We start from the raw sequence: 15,568 nt of genomic DNA on the forward strand, positions 1-15,568 counted from the left end.
TGAACCATGAGAAGGCTAGGTGCTGCAGCGAACTACTCGGTTCTGACACTGCTGCTGCTTTTGACGCTCGTTCCGTTTTATATGCTGGTCATCTCTTCACTGAAATACCGCGATCAGATGATCCATCAATTCTGGTCTCCGTCATTCCCGCTGCACTTGAACAATTACGCTCAAGCGTTCGTTCAGCTGTGGCCCTTTTTATGGAATTCGCTTCTGATTACTTCGGGCATCATTATCTGCGTTCTGGTCAATTCGACTTTGGCGGGGTATGCGTTCGCCCGGTTTTCTTTTTTTGGCAAGAGCGTGCTGTACTACTTGATTATTATGCTGATGATGGTGCCTTCCTTTCTCATCCTGATCCCTCAGTTTATCCTGTTCAAAAATCTGGGTCTGATCAACACGTATTGGGCGCAAATCTTCGGTCCGATGGCTGGGGCTTCCGCTATGGCGACGATGCTGATCCGAACGTTTTTTGAAGGGTTATCGAGCAGTGTGCTCGAAGTGGCTGAGGTGGACGGGGCTGGGGATATGAGGATTTTTGGGCAAATCGCGCTTCCCTTGTCGATACCGATTGTATCCACTGTAGCTGTTATCAACGCGCTGCTCGGCTGGAACAATTATGTCTGGCCTCTGGTCGTAACCTCGGGGGACAAAGTCAAACCGATTATTTTAGCACTCGGAAGTGTTCACGGTCCGATGGATCAAGTGCAGGGTATGCAGTTTGCAGGGTATATTATAGCGTCGGTTCCCTTGCTGCTGCTATTTCTGTTTGCCACGAGGACGTTCGTATCCGGTATTACGGCAGGTGCAGTGAAAGGGTAGCTCCTGATAAGTTTGATCTAATGAGGTGATGACTATGAATGCTCGCAAAAGGTGGACGATTCCACTCATTGCCATGAGCTCCAGCATGCTGCTGCTTAATGCCTGTACGGCTACCGATACGGCGGCTCCCGGAGGCGGGGCTCCAAGTGGTGGCGGCAAGACAATCGATTTGAACGTGATGGTTATGCTGGAGAGCGACGGGGATGAAGCGGAGCGCAAATCATGGGAAAGCATTGCAAAGACTTACACGGACTCGCATCCCGGGGTGAAAGTGAACCTGCAAATGCAAAGCTTTGCCGGAGTGGAGCAGCACCGGACTTGGGTGACGACCCAGTTGATCGGTAAGACAGCCCCGGATATTTTCACAACCCGCTATATTTGGGATCAAGAAGATTTGAAAAAAGGGCTGTTGGTCGATCTGACGCCTTATTACAAGCAGAAAACGGCCTATTCCGGGGATCAGACCTGGGAGAAGCTGTTCCCTCCAACGATCCTTCAGCAGCTGATCGGGGACGATAAAACATATGCAAGCGTTCCGAATTATGTCAACTCGGTTCGCGTTTTGTACAACAAGGATTTATTTGCCCAGGCAGGCATTACGAATGTGCCGAAGACTTGGAACGAGTTCCTCGATGCGCAGGAGAAGCTTCTGAAGATCAATGTCGTGCCTTTCGCATTCCCTAACTCCAAGCCGGGCGACTATAACTACAACTGGACGATCCGCATCTTGACGGAGGAGCTGTTGGCCGGCTCGTACGATAAGCTGGATATAGACAAAAGCGGCTTTATCGAAGTGAATGAATACGTGAGAGGTGTAGATCAGGGCATCATCGATATTGAAAAAGCTCCGTTCAAGGATGTCTTCCCCATCGTCAAAAATTGGAGCAAATATTGGCCCAAAGGGTATAACGGGCTGGATTTTGAAACGGCGGGAGATCTGTTCCTGCGCGGCAAAGCCGCTATGGTCATGCGGACGTCGGGACAGAGCAAGGCTCTATTCGAGACGAGCGCACGCAAATTCGAGATGGCGGCTTTTCCGTTGCCGTATTTGACCAAGGAGAATCATCCGAATGCCATAGGCAAGCTGATGGAGATCGGGGGGCGTGCCTGCGGGGAATATGGCGATTCCCAAAACCATTGCTCCGGAAAAAATGGAGGCTGCCGTCGATTTTCTCGCCTATACGACCTCCCCGAAGGTGCAGGGACTGCTGGCGGAAAGCTTGTACCGCACGCCGGTCATTGCCAATGCCGCACTTCCGGATAAGCTGAAGGGCTTCCAGTTTGTCGGCGAGCGGATGCAGCTCAACATTTATGCCGGCGAGGTGGATAAGAACGTAACGGAATATAATCAGAAGCTGGGCCAGCTGTATCTGGAGGGATCGAGTACCCTGGATAAATATTTGGGCGAGCTGAAGAAGCTGATGGTGGACGGAGCCAAGAAGAAGATGAACGATAACAACTGGACCAAAGAAAATAATTACGGGATCAAAGTGCCATGAAGATGCCCAACCTGTTAGTGATTATGCTGGATCAGCTGCGCTTCGACTGCGTGGGACACCATGGCTCACGCCTTATTAAGACACCGAATATCGATCGGCTTGCTTCGGAAGGAATCCGGTTCGAGAAGGCATTTACACCCATTCCTACTTGCTGTCCTGCCAGGCAGGCGTATATCAACGGCAGGAGGCCGGAAACGTTCGGTGCGCTGTGGAACTTCAAAAACGGCCTGCCCGTTCCCGCGCTTGCCCCAACGGAGTACGCATGGCCACGGGAGCTTAAGCAGCGGTCCTATCGAAATGTGTTATTAGGCAAATGGGATGTTCATCCTGAGCACACCCCTCTGGATTATGGCTATGATACCTTCGTCAGCTTCGCTTCTTACAAAAAGATGGTGGAGGAGAAGTACCCTGAAGTGCAGTTTCACGCAGGATATGCCGGAGAGCGAAATCCGATTCCGGTGGAGGATTCCCAGACGCACTGGCTATCGGCTCAAGCGTGTCATCACTTGAAGGAGCTGACCTCGGGAGAGACGGAATCTCCCTGGTATATGCAGCTGAACTTTACGGAGCCGCATCTTCCCTGCCGGCCGTCGGAGCCATTTGCTTCTATGTATGCGCCTGAAGCCATTCCTCAGTGGGGAGGCTTCAAGGAGACGTTCCACAACAAGCCGTACATTCAAAAACAGCAGCTGCTTAGCTGGCAGGTGGACGCTTTTACATGGGAGGACTGGGCGCCGATCGTTGCCAGGTATTACGGCGTTATCAGCCAAGCGGACGATGCTATCGGCCAAGTGCTTCAGACACTGGAGGAATCGGGCGCGGCCGAGGATACTATCGTCGTGTTCACAGCAGATCACGGGGACATGTGCGGCTCCCATCGGATGATGGATAAGCATTATATTTTATATGACGATGTCGTCAAGGTTCCGTGCATTGTGAGATATCCTCGGATCATACAGCAAGGCGGAGCCCAGTGTGACTCCTTCGTAAGCAATCTGCTGGATTTACCGCCGACTCTATTGGAGCTGCTGGACATTCCGGTTCCTTCCTTTTTCCATGGACGCTCGCTTGTCCCTTTATTCAAAGGAGAGGAGGTTCCAGATTGGAGGGAGGACATTGTCTCCACTTATAACGGGCAGCAGTTCGGACTGTATACCCAAAGAATGCTGCGTACAAAGCGATGGAAGTACATCTGGAACACGACGGATGTGGATGAGCTGTATGACCTGGAGCAGGACCCCTATGAATTGACGAACCGGATTGATGATCCGGACTGCAAGGAGCTGTTGATCCAATATAGGGCTAGGTTGTATGAGGGCTTGATAGCGGAAGGCGACGGGCTGGTACAAAATGAGTGGATGCGGAACCAGCTGCTGCATAATGCCATAGTGTGATGCTGGTAAATCAAGGCCCGTGCTTAGCACGGGTTTTTCATTTTAAGCTTCCCTGAATGCTATAAATGATAGGTTAGCAATTCGGCATGTAAATCCGATCCTGAAGATATTGATTGGATGACATATCCAATATATGGTTATATAATGAGAACGAGTGTTTCTGTTTGTTAGAAGTGTAAAAAGAGTTTAGGAGGTTCTTTTTTATGCCGTACATACAAGTTAATGATTTAGAAGTGTTTTATGAAAAGATGGGTGTCGGTGAAACCATACTATTCTTACATAGCGGCTATTACAAAGGCATATTAGCTTTTGCAAGCCAATTACTTGATTTTCAAAAAAACTATACTTGCTACTATCCGGATTTCAGAGGACATGGCAGAACTAGGTGTGAGAGTCTTGAGTGGAGTACACCGCAGCTTGTAGAGGATACGATAGATTTCATAAAAGCGCTAAATATTCAAAAAGCTCATTTTATCGGCTATAGTCTGGGAGCGAATGTTGGATTGTATTGTGCCGTTCATCATCCAGAGAAGGTAGCTACGCTAACAACGATTGGCACTAGCGGATTTGCGGACCCGACGGGAGTGGAAAAGTTTGAACCGGAATGGCTTATTGCGAATGACAAGCAAGATACTATCAACCAAATGATTGAACGGCACCAGGATGCTCACAGAGGAAATTGGCAGGAACACATGCGTCAAGCAGCTATGGACTGGCGTCTTTATCCTCAGTTAACGAAGGAACAGCTAAGCAGCATAAGTAGTCCCTCGTTCTTCATTACAGGAGAGAATGATCCGTTTGTTGGTGCAGAGAAAATAAAATATTTAAGCTCTCTGGTTAAGGGCTCACGTAATCTTGTTGTTAAAGGCGGCAGTCATAGACCGCATATGGCAAGAGAACAGCCTGGTCTGGTGAATGATGAAATTCTTGAGTTTTTAAAAGCTAATCCTTATAACATAAATGGACATTAGGTTTAAAAGGAATAAAACAAGGAGAGGACTGTTAATATGGGGGAGTTGCATGTAAACATATGATGGCTAAAGGAGGAACATATGAACTTCAATTTTATGTGGGAAGCGTTAGTCGTATTGTTTACCGGCTTCTGCTTGCTGAGGGTCTTAGGCAAAAAAACGGTGGGAGAGATGACTGGACTCGAAATCATTACCCTCTTGGCAATGGCCTCCATGATCGGACATGCTATACACGGTCAAGGGGTATGGCAAACCATCATTACTTTATGCATTTTTGTTTCGCTTCTGCTCACCATTCAATTTCTTTCCATTAAATTCGACTGGGTTGAGAAATGGTTTATGGGTAAAGCGACTGTGGTTATTCAAGACGGGCAAATTGTGCCTGCAAATCTGAAGAAGCTGCGCTTGTCCGTTGATCAATTGGAAGCTAAATTAAGGGAAAAAGGCATTACTTCTTTCAGCGATATCAAGACCGCTACCATCGAAATGAGCGGACAAATTGGCTATGAATGGATGAAGCATGCAAAGCCCTTGACGGTAGGGGAATTTGAAAAATTTGCAGCATCCTTACAGTTGACAAAACCTCAAAAGCAACAAGGTCAAGAAGATAATATTTTTAATGAAGTCGTACACCAAGAACACCACAAACATATCCCCTCTGAATTAGACTAATGACCTAAATGCGGGTTTATTTATTGAACAGTCATCCTCTATCTTTTGATTCATACAAACTCCACTCAGTGAAGTTCCTTGTTATGACCGGCTGGAGCAAAGCTTCTATGATTACTCATCGCTACAAGTGGTATGATCAGGCGCCGCCGGATTTCGTTGCATCGAATTTTTTAGATGCTGTGAAATGGCTTATAAACGAAAAACAATAACATGGCTTAATATAAGTTTTAACTTGGATTGGGGGCAGCCGTTATGGCAGCCCTATTTTTATTAGGTTTTAGAAAATATGGTTAAAACAGGAAAAAACTTATTGCATTACAGAGTAAAATAAATTACTGTTAAAAGTAAATATTGGAGGTGATTCAATGTACGATGATTTACAGCTCAATGTTCCGTTGCTTCGTCGACGGGTTCCTAATCTCACAACGGCAGCAAGAACAGCCGGACTACGGCCGGCAACGGTTTCCAATCTGTGTACAGGGAAAACTCCCGTAGGAAAGGCAGAGGTCAAAACCTTAGTTATCCTCGCATCCCTTGCTGGTTGCAGTCTTGACGAGTTAATCATTCGCGGAGGTGGGACGGCAATGATTGAAACTGGAATCAAGGTGGTTGATTTATTCGCGCCAATCGTTAGAGGAGGTACTGTAGGTCTTGTTGGGCGCCAAGGAAGCGGGCAGCTGGTTATGCTTACTGAGCTATGCTACCGATTGAAACGCCGCGGCTATGTAACGATTTTTTGGAAGCCGGAAAATGAAGTCCAAGGTATTCAACATGTGCAAAATGCGGCAGATTATACTTTTACAGAAATGGATGCGGTGTACCGGCAAATAGCGGCCCTTAATAATGAATGTGACGTCTTTCTTTGTGCAGATCGAACGGTAGTGGTTTCAGGAGAATTGTTTTCTTTACGGGAGCGATTGGAGCAGCTTGGGGTAAGGCCCGTTACTACAGCATTGGTGGACATTTTGTTTGAAGCCGTGGATGAGGAGGTACCTTATGGACCATTGGAAACCTACTTGAAATTTGACCTGGAGCTTTCGACACGGGGATTGTATCCGGCAGTCGATCCCGTTTTTTCCACATCTACCATGATGGAGGGGGCTTTATTGGAAGCGACGCATCTCGCTATTCAGCAGCGAGCTCGTAAAGTGCTTCGACGTTATCGGGAAATACGTGCACTGGTTGCTATTCGTGGAGAGAAGGTAGTTACGGAAACAGAAACGCAAGTCTATCGATTAGGAGAGCGGTTGGAAGCGTTTCTAACGCAGCCATTTTTTGCGACGGAACGGTTCACCCAAATCACAGGTGAATGGGTGTCATTGCAGCATACATTGGATGATATACGGCGTCTTTTGGATGGGATAAACGAAGAGGTAGAGGCCAAGAAGCTGTTATTTATCGGTAGACTGAACGGAGAGTGATAGTCATGTCCAAGAATTTTTCAATTCCAATGCAGCATCCAGATTGGATACAACCGCACAGCTCGGAATGATTGATAGATTGGATGTCTCACTAAAAGCATTTCCACGTCAAGCCATCAGTGATAAACTAGAATCATAGAATCATTGTAAAATATGACATTGTTCAGGAGGCTGTTACTGGAATGCCCAAAATATTAATGACCTATCCGCAAGGGAAATTTAAAGTGCTGACAATGAGCTATGATGACGGGAGAGCAGCGGACCGCAGACTTGTTAAAATATTTAACGACAATGGAATCAAGGGAGCCTTTCATATTAACTCCGGTTTGATGGGTACAGGCGATAGAATTACGCAAGAAGAGGCAGCTGAGCTGTATAAAGGACAAGAGGTGTCCACGCATACCGTCACGCATCCGACCATTGTTAGATCTCCGAGAGAGCAGCTCCTCGAAGAGGTACTGGAGGATCGTAAAGCACTTGAAAGCATCGTAGGGTATACGGTTCGCGGCTTGTCTTACCCTAACGGCTCTTTTAACCGTCAAATCAAAGAAACGCTGCCTTACCTTGGCATCGAATATGCAAGAGTGGTAGAAACGACCGGAGGCTTCGGGCTGCCTGACGATTGGATGGAGTGGAAACCGACCTGCCATCATAACAGAAATTTAATGAACCTGGCCGAAGCTTTCGTGGAATTACATAAAAAGCAGTACCTGTACATGATGTATGTATGGGGGCATAGCTATGAATTTGATAATGATAATAACTGGGATTTGATCGAGAACTTCTGCAGTTATATCAGCAATAAAGATGATATCTGGTATGCGACGAATATCGAGATTGTCGATTATTTCAAAGCGTTCCGCCAGCTTCAATTCTCTGCTTCAAGCGATTTTGTATATAATCCGTCAGCCAAGTCCGTATGGATTAGTGTCGATGGTGATATCGTTGAAATCGGTGGCGGTGCGCATGTCTCCTTGATCTAATGGAAGCGTGGAAATAAAGGGAACAATTGGGTTACAATAGAGTGGAAACCGCCAATAGATTAGGAGATGCTTTCATGGAAAACACCAAATGGATTACTTACTTCGGTTCTTATGCGGATAAACAATCGCCAGGGATTCACGTATATGTTCTGGATGAGCAGACAGGAGAGCTATCAAGCGTAGATACCGCTTCGGGACTAATTAACCCTACCTTTTTAGCCGTAAGCCAGTCCAAAGGTCTTCTGTATTCTTACACTCAAGCGGATGAGGGGCAGGACAGCGGTGCCGTGCTAACCTACCGGATTGATGCTGAATCGGGAGCTTTGTCCCTGGCTGGACAGCAGCCGAGCTTGGATAAATCGGGGACACATATTAATCTTGACCATGCGGAGCAGTTCGCGATGACCGTCAGTTATTCTGAAGGAACCATTAATCTGTTCCCTGTTCAGCCGAACGGAGAAATCGGTCCTTTATCGGACAAGGTGAGGCATGAAGGATCGAGTGTAGTGCCTCAGCGGCAGGATAGTGCTCACCCACATTCCATCTATACCGATCCGACGGATCAGTTCGTCATCGTCCCGGATTTGGGGATGGATACGATTAAGGTATACCGTTTGGATCGTGAGCAGGGTAAGTTCGTCCCTCATGATGATGTGAAGCTGACTCCGGGTTCCGGGCCGCGCCATTTTGCCTTCCATCCGTCCTTGCCCTATGCCTATGTCATTAACGAGTTGAATTCCACGGTTACGGTATTTGCTTACAACGGGCAAGCTGGGAAACTGCAGGAAATCCAAACGGTATCCACTTTGCCGGAAGATGTTAACGGATCAAGCAGCACTGCGGAAGTACAGATTTCCGCCTGCGGCTCATTCTTATACGGCTCTAACCGGGGACATGACAGTATGGTTGTGTTTGCCATCGATAAAAGCAGTGGCAAGCTGAGCCTAATTCAGCATATTTCCACAGGCGGAAAGCATCCTCGCCACTTCAGCTTAACGCCAAGCGGTCGCTGCTTGCTGGCTGCAAATAAAGATTCCGATTCGGTTCACGTATTTAAGGTTGATCAAGATAGCGGCAAGCTGACACCGACAGGACAATCGATTTCGATTCCTCAACCGACCTGCGTGCGATTTTATAAACGGCCTTGATATAAGATAAGAAAAAAACGGTCCTTTCCCCGGAAACGGGAGAGGACCGTTTTGCTGTCTTTTAGAGCTTACTGAAACTTTTTGTAGTCAGGATCATCGTTGATCGGTTCGTAATCCAGCTCCGCTATTTTGGAGTAGGAGTAGTGACCGTATTCATCGTAATAATGAAACGGATTATCCAACTGATTTGGAAGGAAATAGTCTTTGAGAAGTGTAAGGAAATTACGTATCATAGTTCCACCTCGGCAAAATGATTTATGTAAAGTATTTACAGTTTGGATGATACTATGCATCATTTTGCTTATGAGGTTCAAAGATTTGTTCGATAAGGCTATTCTTGCTTTCTCGTACTCAAATTAGCGAAGCTGAGTAAAATGGTTAACACACCTAAGGCTGCGCCGATCCATAATTGTTTGTGGTCGATGATCCGTTGAATGAAAGGCGTAATGGCCATAAACAAGCCAGTAAGCAGAGTAATGAGATTGGGGAGTGAATCTCCCGTTGATCTACGCAAGGACCAAAAGGCAGCTGCGATTTGGATGAACCCTATCAAAATACTAGCCCACAGAGCCGCAACGGATTCAGTGTAGCCGAAAAACCAAGGAGCACCTATTAACCAAAGTCCGAAGAGTGAGATTAAGACACTTCTAACTTTCATAAAATAATGCACCTCCCATTACTTATCATATGTGTAAGGTGGGCAGTTGGTTACTAAAATTAAAGCGATTTCAATTTTCTCATTGACAGATGACGAGGTTTATTTTACAATTTTGGTAACGTTTCCGGTAACGTTACCAATCACAGCCAAACTGACTTATTGATACGCATTCTCCTGATGAAATAGATTGGGAGATATTTTTAACACAAAAGGTTAAGCGCTTTCCCTTTTTATTTGAAATTGAAAGATGTCAGTCACTAGGAGGGGGTGGATAGAATGATGAACATCCTCATCATTACCGTAGATCAGCTGCGCTGGGACGCGCTCTCATGTGCAGGCAACCAAGAAATCCATACGCCTCATATCGATAGGCTGGCAGAAGAAGGAGTTCGATTCACTCACGCTTTTACAAACGCTCCGGCATGTATGCCGGCCAGATCTTCGCTGCTCACAGGACGTTTCCCGCATGCGCATAAGGTGCGCGGTGGAGGTGTTCGATTATCCGAGGAGGAGGTAACCTTCCCGCACATTGTTAGCCAGCGCGGCTATCATACGGCTCACATTGGCAAGCTGCATGTGCAGAACCATACGTACCGCGATCATACGGCGCCGCATCCTAGCTACGGCTACCGCACACTTCAGGTTACGGATGAACGGGGCACTTATCGTGATCCGTACACGCAATGGGTGGAGCGGAATTATCCTGAATATGCGGATGCGATTCGGATGGAGCCGGGTGCGCTCCGCGTCAGAAACAGCACGGACCATCTGTCGGCCAGAGGCAGCTTTCCTGCGAGCGCTTCGCACAGCAAATGGGTTAGCACCGCTTCCATTGAATTTTTGGAGCAGTATGGCGGCGCTCCCTTTTTGCTGTGGTCGAGCTTCTTTGATCCGCATTCACCCTTTATCGTTCCGTCCGATTTGAACGGTCGCTACGACCCTAAGGCAGTGTCTCTGCCAAGAAACTGCGAGATTACACCAGACAATGAGGAGGTGATTCGTGAAAAGAAGGCGGCATATTACACGTTGGTCTCACATGTGGATGACTGTGTAGGCGAATTGCTTCAATACTTGAACGAATCAGGATTGGCTGATCGGACGGCTGTTTTATTTTCCAGTGATCATGGAGAATTTCTTGGCGATTATGGACGATGGGGCAAAGGCCGGTCTGAGGATGAGAGCACCCGCATTCCGATGATCGTTAGAACGCCGGACATGAAGAGGCAGCCTCCGCCGTCACGCGTAGTTGAAGATGTTGTCCAGTTGTTCGACCTGGCTCCTACGATTTGCGACTTGACCGGCAGCATGAAGCCACACTCGATGCAAGCGAGAAGCTTGCTTCCTCTGCTTAGGGGTGAGCCGGATGCGTATAGAATACCCTTCGCCTTAATCGAGCATAACTTCGAGGTGTCCCGTATTAATACGGCCGAGGTGTTTGAGAAGACGCTGCGTAGTCGCGACTATCGCTTGACGGTATGGAGCGATCGGGAGGAAGGGGAGCTGTTCGACTTGCGCAAGGACCCCCTTCAATCTGTGAACGTATGGAATGAGCCGGAGTATAGAGAAATCCGTGCTGAGCTTGTATGGAAGCTGCTTCACAGGCTGATGCAAACGGAGAATACGCTTCCGGTGAGAACGAATCCTTTTTAACCGCATAAGGAATGTTATAGTTCACTACTGTCCATAAACCTGGAAACAGAAAGGAGCTGCAAGAATGCTAAGTCAAACAGCACAACGCATCATCGACGTAGATAATAAGCAGGCATTGCCTAAAAAGTTCAGGATGACCACTCCGTTACCGAAAAGGCTAAGCGAAACGGCTAATTTAACCGGTCTGGCTGAGTTGAATATATCCGGCAGCGGGCAATTCTCCCAAAAAGGTCTTCGGCTTATGCAAGAAACGATTGGCAAATCGCGCATTACGGTCGTTGATCTGCGTCAGGAAAGCCATGGCTTCGTCAATGGGATGGCGATCAGCTGGTATGGGCAGAACAATGGCTGCAACAAGCATCTCACGCAAGAAGAGATTCGGACGGAGGAGGGGCGGCTGCTGCAGGAGGTTACGGATACTCCTGAGCTTGTTTTCGACCATTTGGAGAAAAAATCCGTCGATCTGGATGGGCCCGTGACCGGTCAGAAGTCGGTTCAGACTGAAGAGGAGCTCGTTAAGTCCGAAGGAGCAGACTACATCCGTTTCTTTGTTACCGATCACCATAGGCCGCTGGACAAAGAAGTCGATCGCTTTATTCGTTATGCGATTGCGCTGCCTCAAGGGACATGGCTGCATTTCCACTGCCGCGGAGGAGTAGGGCGAACGACCAGCTTTATGCTTATATACGATATGCTGCACAATGCTCAGCGGGTCAGCAGAGACGACATCCTCCAAAGACATATTCTGATTGGCGGCAAGGACGTTAGCAGTGCAGATCCGAAGGATGAGTTCAAATATGGCCCTGCCTTGGAGCGCTTGGCTTTTCTTCATCGGTTTTATGACTATTGCTCCTGCAACCAAGATAATTACGTCACAACCTGGTCGCAATGGTTTGCAGCAAACGAAGCGCAAAATGGAATCAATTGAAAATAGGCGGCTGCACAAATATGTTTTCGTTGACAAAGAAAGCGGTTTATTTTACACTTTTGGTAACGTTACCGGAAACGTTACCAAAGGAGAATCCCAACTATGCTAACTATTAAAGATATCGCAAAACAGCTCGGTGTTTCCGTCTCAACCGTTTCACGGGCACTTAACAACCATCCGGATATCCGGGAAGAAACGAAGCAGGAAGTGTTAGAGGCGATGAAGCGGTTCAACTATACCCCTAACGCTTTGGCTCGAAGCTTGATTCAACGCAAGTCCAATACGGTAGGCCTTATGATCCCGGATATTACCGATCCTTTTTTCTCGGCCATGGCTCATGACGTTGAAGAAGTGCTCTCGGAAAACGGGTATCAGGTCGTCTACGTCAATACGTCTAGAAGACCTGACAAGGAAAAACGGTTTCTGACCAGTGTCATGGAGCGGAAGATGGATGGCATTATCGTAACGCCGGATTTTCTGGATGATGAGGCTATGGAGCTGATGCAGAGGTTGAACATCCCGGTTGTATTTCTTCGCAGACGGCCGCCGGAGACATTGAATATGCCATTCGTGGACGTTAACCATTACGAAGGAACCTGTCGCGCGATGGATTATTTGTTCTCCTTGGGACATAGGCACATCGGCTTTATTGGGATGCCTCGCTATTCGTTTACCGGTCAGGAACGGTATCGCGGTTATATAGACAGCATGGAGAAACAGGGAATTACCCCGGACCCTCAAGGTATTTCATGGAACGGTCGGACCATTGAGTGCGGATATAAGGCCATGGGGCGATTGCGGGAGCAATTACCGGACATGACGGCTGTATTTGCAGCCAACGATTTGCTCGGCATCGGCGCTCTGGAGTATACGGCGAAGCACGACATAGCCGTACCGGATCAGATCAGCATTATCGGCTTTGATAATTTGGAAGTGACGGATCTGCATTGGATTAAGCTGACGACCGTCGCCCAGCCACGCAAAGAGATGGGAAGAAAGGCTGCAGAAATGTTAATGCAGATGATGACGGACAATATGCTCACCGCAGATTCGATTACGCTCGAAACGCAGCTGATTGTGAGGGGTACTTGCTCTTCAATTGCTCAACAATTGGCGTCCAAAGAATAGAGACTTTGCTGTGCTAAGTCTCTCCATTTTTCAGTGAAATGATAACGCTTACTTATCGTCAGTGATTTTGTAAATCGCAGGAGGTCGGCATAGTATGTCAAACACGGAGGCAAGCGTTGTGATCCGTTTGGTCGTAGAGAGGGAAGATATCGATCGTCTGCCCAAACGATTTCGTATGTCCACGTCCTTGGTGCCAACAGAAGCCGGAGGTGAGCCCGATCTAACGGGATTTAGAGAGCTTCAGGCATCGGCAAGCGGTCAGTATTCCCAAAAGGAGCTGAAGAGTCTTATACGCAGCGTAGGGGATGTGCCTATCATGCTAGTGGATTTGCGGCAGGAAAGCCATGGGTTCGTCAACGGGATGGCGGTCAACTGGCTTGATACCCACAATGGTGTGAATAAAGGGCTGACGAACGAAGAGGTGCAGACAGTAAACGCCAGGCTGCTGAACAGCCTGCTTCAAGAAGAATCCATACGATTTGATTATGTCGAAGGCAAGTCGGTATTCATAGAGCATCCAATTGAACAGCCTGTACAGGTGCTGAGCGAAGAGGCTTTGGCACAAGCAGAGGGAGTCCAGTATCAGCGTTTTTTTGTTACAGATCATCATCGCCCTTTAGACGCGGAAGTGGATCGGTTCATTGCTTGGGTCCAAAAGCTTCCGAAGGGGATGTGGCTTCATTTTCATTGTCGCGGAGGCGTTGGTCGTGCCAGCACGTTTTTCTGTATGTATGACATGATGAATAATGCGGTGAACGTAAGTCTACACGATATTTTAAATCGAAACAACGCTATCGGCGGAAGAGATTTCAACCGGATAGACCCGAATGATACGTACAAATATGAAGCGGCCCAGGAACGGCTGGCGTTTATCCGACATTTTTACACTTATTGCGTTCACAACGCACACAACCAGTATGAGACTTCTTGGTCACAATGGAATGAAGAACAAGGCTCCTGATCGTTTTACTGAGAGGAGCTTGTCATTGTCCAATGGAGAAAGCGCTTAATCAAACCGAGTGTACTATTAAAAAGGGGGGTATCCATGAGTAAGACAATAAGAAGATCAACCCTGGCGGCATTGTTATGTTCTATCGTATTAACTGTAAGCGCATGTGGCGGGTCAGGGGGCAACAGCAAAAGCACCGGCGCTCAGGGGAGTTCAGGAGCGTCAGCGGGTTGGGCTGAGAAGGCGGGATTGAATAAGACGGAGACGGCGGCAGAGCTTTATGCCAAGGCAAAAGAGGAAGGCAGCGTTGTCCTATACTCCATGTCCAGTCGGGTTAGTGATGTCAAAGATTCTTTCGAGGCCAAGTACCCTGGCGTGAAAGTGGAAGCCTACAACATCAGCTCGGTCGATATGCTGGAGAAGCTGGTCCGTGAGCATGGCGCGGGTATTTATAATGCGGATGTTATTTTCACGAAAGACACGGGCGGCACCTTCACGATGGAGCTGCTGAAAAAGGGTATCGTACACAAATATATGCCAAGCGATCTTGTCGGTAAGATGGTGGAGCCTTATAAATCTCAAGTAGAGGGACTTGTCCCCTATGTTGAAGTTAGAGGGATCTTCTATAACTCGGATGTGTACAAAACACCTCCGATCACGAATTGGTGGGATGTCACAACACCTGAATGGAAAGGACGCTTAATGATAAGCGATCCGATGAAATCGGCGGATACTATGGATTTGTTCCTGGCCTTCGTACAAAATGCGGAAGATATGAAGCAGGCTTATAAAGATAAATTCGGCAAGGACATTGAATTGAACGGTTCACCGAATGCGGGATACGAATTTATTCGCCGGTTATCCAAAAACGATCTCATCCTGACCAATTCGGGCGGAGATATCGTCAAAGCAGTCGGTAAAACAGGGCAAACCAAGCCACCCATCGGGCTGGCTGTCTCCACCAAGCTGCGCGAAGCGCAAGGGCAAGGACTGAAGCTAGGTGTATCCTACGATATTAAGCCGAAGGTGTCTCATGTGGAGCAGGCGCTCCTCTATGTGGGAGATCAATCGAAGCATCCGAATGCGGCTAAGCTGCTCATTCGCTGGATGTCTGGAGAGGCAGACGGCAATGCCGACGGGCTGAAGCCGTTCAATATTTGGGGGGCATGGCCTACACGATCGGATGTGAAGCAGGTGGAAGATTTACCTCTTGCGAAGCTGAATGTATGGAAATATGATCCGGTCTTCTACTATGAAAACTCGCCTAAAGTTCGTGATTTCTGGCTGAAGCAGCAGTAAACGGACTGCAACCGCAAGAGAATGAATTGCAAACGTTATCATCGAT

At 47.7% G+C, this 15,568-nt stretch carries 16 protein-coding genes; 14 read left to right on the forward strand and 2 right to left on the reverse strand.

Annotated features, from left to right (window positions below):
* Positions 1-6: 6 nt before the first annotated feature.
* The 9 genes from QMA13_RS06405 to QMA13_RS06445 all read left to right on the forward strand — a co-directional run bounded on the left by QMA13_RS06405 (position 7) and on the right by QMA13_RS06445 (position 8,910).
* Complete coding sequence (locus QMA13_RS06405; RefSeq protein ID WP_282940309.1) at positions 7-822, forward strand: carbohydrate ABC transporter permease; 816 nt, start codon at positions 7-9, stop codon at positions 820-822.
* Positions 823-856: 34 nt separating this feature from the next.
* Complete coding sequence (locus QMA13_RS06410) at positions 857-2,086, forward strand: ABC transporter substrate-binding protein (RefSeq protein ID WP_282940311.1); 1,230 nt, start codon at positions 857-859, stop codon at positions 2,084-2,086.
* Positions 2,043-2,321: a hypothetical protein gene (locus QMA13_RS06415; RefSeq protein ID WP_282940313.1), complete on the forward strand. Its 279-nt coding sequence runs from the start codon at positions 2,043-2,045 to the stop codon at positions 2,319-2,321. Before QMA13_RS06410 ends, QMA13_RS06415 begins: the two co-directional genes overlap by 44 nt.
* Positions 2,318-3,715, forward strand: a complete 1,398-nt coding sequence (locus QMA13_RS06420; protein ID WP_282940314.1) for a sulfatase family protein — start codon at positions 2,318-2,320, stop codon at positions 3,713-3,715. The genes QMA13_RS06415 and QMA13_RS06420 overlap by 4 nt, the downstream gene beginning before the upstream one ends.
* Positions 3,716-3,918: 203 nt before the next feature.
* A complete protein-coding gene (locus tag QMA13_RS06425; RefSeq protein ID WP_282940315.1) occupies positions 3,919-4,686 on the forward strand; it encodes an alpha/beta fold hydrolase in 768 nt (255 codons plus the stop codon).
* A gap of 81 nt (positions 4,687-4,767) precedes the next feature.
* Positions 4,768-5,358 (forward strand): DUF421 domain-containing protein, encoded by a 591-nt coding sequence (locus QMA13_RS06430; protein ID WP_282940317.1) that lies wholly within the window; start codon positions 4,768-4,770, stop codon positions 5,356-5,358.
* Between the two features lie 365 nt (positions 5,359-5,723).
* Positions 5,724-6,779 carry an ATP synthase beta subunit C-terminal domain-containing protein gene (locus QMA13_RS06435; RefSeq protein WP_282940319.1) on the forward strand — a complete coding sequence of 352 codons (1,056 nt, stop codon included), beginning with the start codon at positions 5,724-5,726 and terminating at the stop codon, positions 6,777-6,779.
* 182 nt (positions 6,780-6,961) lie between these two features.
* Positions 6,962-7,762 (forward strand): polysaccharide deacetylase family protein, encoded by an 801-nt coding sequence (locus QMA13_RS06440; protein WP_282940320.1) that lies wholly within the window; start codon positions 6,962-6,964, stop codon positions 7,760-7,762.
* Positions 7,763-7,836: 74 nt separating this feature from the next.
* Complete coding sequence (locus tag QMA13_RS06445) at positions 7,837-8,910, forward strand: lactonase family protein (RefSeq protein WP_282940322.1); 1,074 nt, start codon at positions 7,837-7,839, stop codon at positions 8,908-8,910.
* A gap of 68 nt (positions 8,911-8,978) precedes the next feature.
* On the opposite strand, the gene QMA13_RS06450 is transcribed toward QMA13_RS06445, so the two are convergent.
* The gene (locus tag QMA13_RS06450; protein WP_282940323.1) at positions 8,979-9,143 is read right to left on the reverse strand and encodes a hypothetical protein; all 165 of its coding nucleotides are present in this window, start codon (positions 9,141-9,143) and stop codon (positions 8,979-8,981) included.
* Between the two features lie 98 nt (positions 9,144-9,241).
* Positions 9,242-9,568, reverse strand: a complete 327-nt coding sequence (locus tag QMA13_RS06455) for an SPW repeat domain-containing protein (RefSeq protein ID WP_282940324.1) — start codon at positions 9,566-9,568, stop codon at positions 9,242-9,244.
* A gap of 276 nt (positions 9,569-9,844) precedes the next feature.
* On the opposite strand from QMA13_RS06455, the gene QMA13_RS06460 reads away from it, so the two are divergent.
* The 5 genes from QMA13_RS06460 to QMA13_RS06480 all read left to right on the forward strand — a co-directional run bounded on the left by QMA13_RS06460 (position 9,845) and on the right by QMA13_RS06480 (position 15,522).
* Positions 9,845-11,218, forward strand: a complete 1,374-nt coding sequence (locus QMA13_RS06460) for a sulfatase family protein (protein WP_282940326.1) — start codon at positions 9,845-9,847, stop codon at positions 11,216-11,218.
* 64 nt (positions 11,219-11,282) lie between these two features.
* On the forward strand, positions 11,283-12,146 hold the full coding sequence (locus QMA13_RS06465) for a phosphatase domain-containing protein (RefSeq protein ID WP_282940328.1): 864 nt from the start codon (positions 11,283-11,285) through the stop codon (positions 12,144-12,146).
* 102 nt (positions 12,147-12,248) lie between these two features.
* Positions 12,249-13,274, forward strand: a complete 1,026-nt coding sequence (locus QMA13_RS06470) for a LacI family DNA-binding transcriptional regulator (protein ID WP_282940330.1) — start codon at positions 12,249-12,251, stop codon at positions 13,272-13,274.
* A 94-nt stretch (positions 13,275-13,368) separates the two neighbouring features.
* Positions 13,369-14,235, forward strand: a complete 867-nt coding sequence (locus QMA13_RS06475) for a phosphatase domain-containing protein (RefSeq protein WP_282940332.1) — start codon at positions 13,369-13,371, stop codon at positions 14,233-14,235.
* Between the two features lie 84 nt (positions 14,236-14,319).
* Complete coding sequence (locus QMA13_RS06480) at positions 14,320-15,522, forward strand: ABC transporter substrate-binding protein (RefSeq protein WP_282940334.1); 1,203 nt, start codon at positions 14,320-14,322, stop codon at positions 15,520-15,522.
* The last annotated feature ends 46 nt before the right edge of the window (positions 15,523-15,568 follow it).

Source organism: Paenibacillus sp. RC67 (assembly GCF_030020805.1).
Classification (GTDB): Bacteria; Bacillota; Bacilli; order Paenibacillales; family NBRC-103111; genus Paenibacillus_S.